Source organism: Lentimicrobium sp. S6 (assembly GCF_013166635.1).
Lineage (GTDB): Bacteria > Bacteroidota > Bacteroidia > Bacteroidales > UBA12170 > UBA12170.
Map to the genome: position 1 here is coordinate 1 of NZ_JABKBZ010000156.1, position 3,267 is coordinate 3,267.

At 47.1% G+C, this 3,267-nt stretch carries 2 rRNA genes; both read left to right on the top strand.

Going from position 1 to position 3,267, the window contains the following annotated elements:
- Nucleotides 1-136: 136 nt before the first annotated feature.
- Nucleotides 137-3,026 (top strand): 23S ribosomal RNA (locus tag HNS40_RS21890).
- 87 nt (nucleotides 3,027-3,113) lie between these two features.
- Nucleotides 3,114-3,222: ribosomal RNA gene (rrf, locus tag HNS40_RS21895) — 5S ribosomal RNA — on the top strand.
- Nucleotides 3,223-3,267 lie beyond the last annotated feature (45 nt).

Consider the following 3,267-nt stretch of genomic DNA (forward strand, 5'->3'; position numbering starts at 1 on the left):
CCTCCACTTCTAAATGCATTAAGCATTTACAAAGAGTTCTTTGACGTATTGAAAGATGACATTGATAAAATAGAATAAAAATAACGAGCGCCGATGCGACGAGCAAATTTATTTGCAAATCAACTTGGCAATAGATAAGAAAGTAATTAAGGGCGCATGGCGGATGCCTTGGCTCTCAGAGGCGATGAAGGACGTGATAAGCTGCGATAAGCTTCGGGTAGATGCAAATAATCTATTATCCGGAGATTTCCGAATGGGGCAACCCAGTACATTGAAGATGTATTACCCTGTTTACAGGGGGCGAACGCGGTGAACTGAAACATCTTAGTAACCGTAGGAAGAGAAAATAATAATGATTCCCCAAGTAGTGGCGAGCGAACGGGGATTAGTCCAAACCAGTTTTGTTAAGGCAAAACCGGGGTTGTAGGACTGCGATGTGGTAGTAACGAATATAGCCGAACACCTCTGGAAAGGGTGACTATAAAGGGTGAAAGTCCCGTAGGCGAAATGTTCAATACACCTAGCAGTATCCTGAGTAGGGCGGGACCGGTGAAATCCTGTCTGAATCCAGCAGCACCATCTGCTAAGACTAAATACTCCTGAGAGACCGATAGTGAACAAGTACCGTGAGGGAAAGGTGAAAAGTACCCCGAACAGGGGAGTGAAATAGTACCTGAAACCGTGCGCCTACAAGCGGTCGGAGCAACCTTGTGTTGTGACGGCGTGCCTTTTGCATAATGAGCCTACGAGTTACTCCTCTCTAGCAAGATTAATCACGTAAACGTGAGTAGTCGAAGCGAAAGCAAGTCTGAATAGGGCGACAGAGTTAGAGGGGGTAGACGCGAAACTCAGTGATCTACCCATGACCAGGTTGAAGAAATGGTAACACATTTTGGAGGACCGAACCAGTTGACGTTGAAAAGTCTTTGGATGAGTTGTGGGTAGGGGTGAAAGGCTAATCAAACTGAGAGATAGCTCGTACTCCCCGAAATGTATTTAGGTACAGCCTCGTGTTAAAGTGTTATAGAGGTAGAGCTACTGATTGGGCTAGGGGGCTTCACCGCCTACCAAACCCTGACAAACTCCGAATGCTATAACATGTTTCACGGGAGTGAGGCGTTGGGTGCTAAGGTCCAATGCCGAGAGGGAAAGAACCCGGACCATCAGCTAAGGTCCCCAAATGTGTGTTAAGTTGTACTAACGAGGTCCAATTGCTTTGACAGCTAGGATGTTGGCTTGGAAGCAGCCATTCATTTAAAGAGTGCGTAACAGCTCACTAGTCGAGCGATAGGGCATGGATGATAATCGGGCATAAACACACTACCGAAGCTATGGAATTGAATTTATTCAATTGGTAGGGGAGCATTCTAGTTGCATTGAAGCAGTAGCGGCAAGCTATTGTGGAGCGGCTAGAAAAGCAAATGTAGGCATAAGTAACGATAATGCGGGCGAGAAACCCGCACACCGAAAGACTAAGGTTTCCTGATCAACGCTAATCGGATCAGGGTTAGTCGGGACCTAAGGCGAACCCGAAAGGGGTAGTCGATGGACAATCAGTTAATATTCTGATACCACCTTTAATTGCGATGAGAGGACGGAGTAGTGAAATTCCCGCGTACTGACGGAATAGTACGTTGAAAACTGTAGGTATATGGAGTGTAGGCAAATCCGCACACCATGCTGAAGGTTGATAGTACCACGAGTCTTCGGACAAGTGGATAGTGGAGCTAATCATACTTCCAAGAAAAGTCTCTAAGCTTCAGATTATAGGTGCCCGTACCATAAACCGACACAGGTGGTCGAGGAGAGAATCCAAAGGTGCTCGAGTGATTCATGGCTAAGGAACTAGGCAAATTAACCCCGTAACTTCGGGAGAAGGGGTCCCTACTTCGGTAGGGCGCAGAGAAATGGCCCAGGCGACTGTTTAGCAAAAACACATGGCTTTGCAAAATCGTAAGATGACGTATAAGGCCTGACACCTGCCCGGTGCCGGAAGGTTAAGTGGTGGTGTTATTCTCTTCGGAGAAGAAGCACTGAAATGAAGCCCCGGTAAACGGCGGCCGTAACTATAACGGTCCTAAGGTAGCGAAATTCCTTGTCGGGTAAGTTCCGACCTGCACGAATGGTGTAACGATCTGGGCGCTGTCTCAGCCATGAGCTCGGTGAAATTGTAGTAACGGTGAAGATGCCGTTTACCCGCAATGGGACGGAAAGACCCCGTGAACCTTCACTACAGCTTAACATTGACTTTGGATAAATCATGTGTAGGATAGCCGGGAGACTGTGAAGCTGGGCCGCTAGGTCTGGTGGAGTCATCCTTGAAATACCGGCCTTGATTTATTTGAAGCCTAACCCGCATGCGGGGAAAATGTTTGGTGGGTAGTTTGACTGGGGTGGTCGCCTCCAAAAGAGTAACGGAGGCTTTCAAAGGTACCCTCAGTATGATTGGTAACCATACGTAGAGTGCAATAGCAAAAGGGTGCTTGACTGTGAGACTTACAAGTCGACCAGGTACGAAAGTAGGATATAGTGATCCGGTGGTTCCGTATGGAAGGGCCATCGCTCAAAGGATAAAAGGTACTCCGGGGATAACAGGCTGATCACTCCCAAGAGCTCACATCGACGGAGTGGTTTGGCACCTCGATGTCGGCTCGTCATATCCTGGGGCTGGAGAAGGTCCCAAGGGTTGGGCTGTTCGCCCATTAAAATGGCACGCGAGCTGGGTTCAGAACGTCGCGAGACAGTTCGGTCCCTATCTATTGTGGGCGTTAGAAGTTTGAGAGGACCTGACTCTAGTACGAGAGGACCGTGTTGGACAAACCTCTGGTTTACCTGTTGTGGCGCCAGCCGCACCGCAGGGTAGCTACGTTTGGTTGAGATAAGTGCTGAAAGCATCTAAGCACGAAACTCGCCTCAAGATGAGACTTCTTTTAAGGGTCGTTAGAGACTATGACGTTGATAGGCTGCAAGTGTAAAGGTGGTAACATCAAAGCTGAGCAGTACTAATTACCCGTAGCTTTTAATCTATTAAGCTCATTATGTTTACAATATTTTTGAAATTCATCTTTCTTTACTACGTCATTGTATTAGTACAAGTACTAATATCAAGATATTGTGGTGATTATGGCAGCGGGGTACACCTCTTCCCTTTCCGAACAGAGAAGTTAAGACCGCTAGCGCTGATGGTACTGCCAATGGTGGGAGAGTAAGTCGTCGCCACTCCTTTATAATAGCAAGTTCAATTTTTTTGAACTTGCTTTTTTTATA